The organism is Oleiphilus sp. HI0125 (assembly GCF_001635355.1).
In genome coordinates, this window is record NZ_LWGF01000247.1 from 1 (window position 1) to 799 (window position 799).

The window sequence follows — 799 nt, forward strand, 5'->3', positions numbered from 1 at the left end:
TGAGAAGCGATGGTAATTTTGTAGACTCAAACGGTGATTACCTCAATAGTGGTGGCTACGGCCAGTATGCTTACGTATTTGCCAACGGCGTAGATACAGGCGGGTATGACGGTCGCCGCCTCTATAGCAACCGCTATGCAATACCCCCTATTGCGCAGTACGCATCAGCAAAGAGCCCCGCATACAACACGGCATATTACGACCCAAGTGTGACCTATGACCCTTGGCCGACCTTTACTAATGCTGAGTTTGATAGCGTTGCGAAAACCAATGGCTATACCTTTACAGATGCGAGTGTGACAGCAACCTTAGTTGAGCCAGTCACAACGGCTTTTGGTACACGTACGGTTAACTTATTTGCAGACTTAGATACATCTACTAAAACGGAATCTTATTGGGATTACGATATTCGTGATGCTGACATGGTTTGTAAAGAGAGTGGTGCAGACGATTGTGCCGATAACTCTCGCCAAGACTACACATTTTATCCAGCAACCTACTATCTGAAAGATCAGAGCGACCATTATTATTACCACGCTAATGCGTATGACAATCCTGTGAGTAGTTCTAATACCTTGGTGTTGGAGGGTGAAAACGGCGCGCCTATTGTTGCTCCTCCACGACCAAAATATTTTGCTAGTGAATTAATTGCTGCTACATCAGGCGCAGAAAAAACTAAACTCCAAAATGCAGTCGCTAGCGCAAGTAACTCTAATTATATGGGAACCGAAGAAGGCGACTTGTCTCGAAATAGTCCGCCTTCGTCTGAGGGTGTTGTGTATTTTTTCACCACTACTGA

General features: G+C 45.3%; 1 protein-coding gene. It reads left to right on the forward strand.

Annotated features, from left to right (window positions below):
* Nucleotides 1-799: hypothetical protein (locus A3762_RS27005; protein ID WP_197469001.1), on the forward strand; the 799-nt coding region annotated here is incomplete at both ends.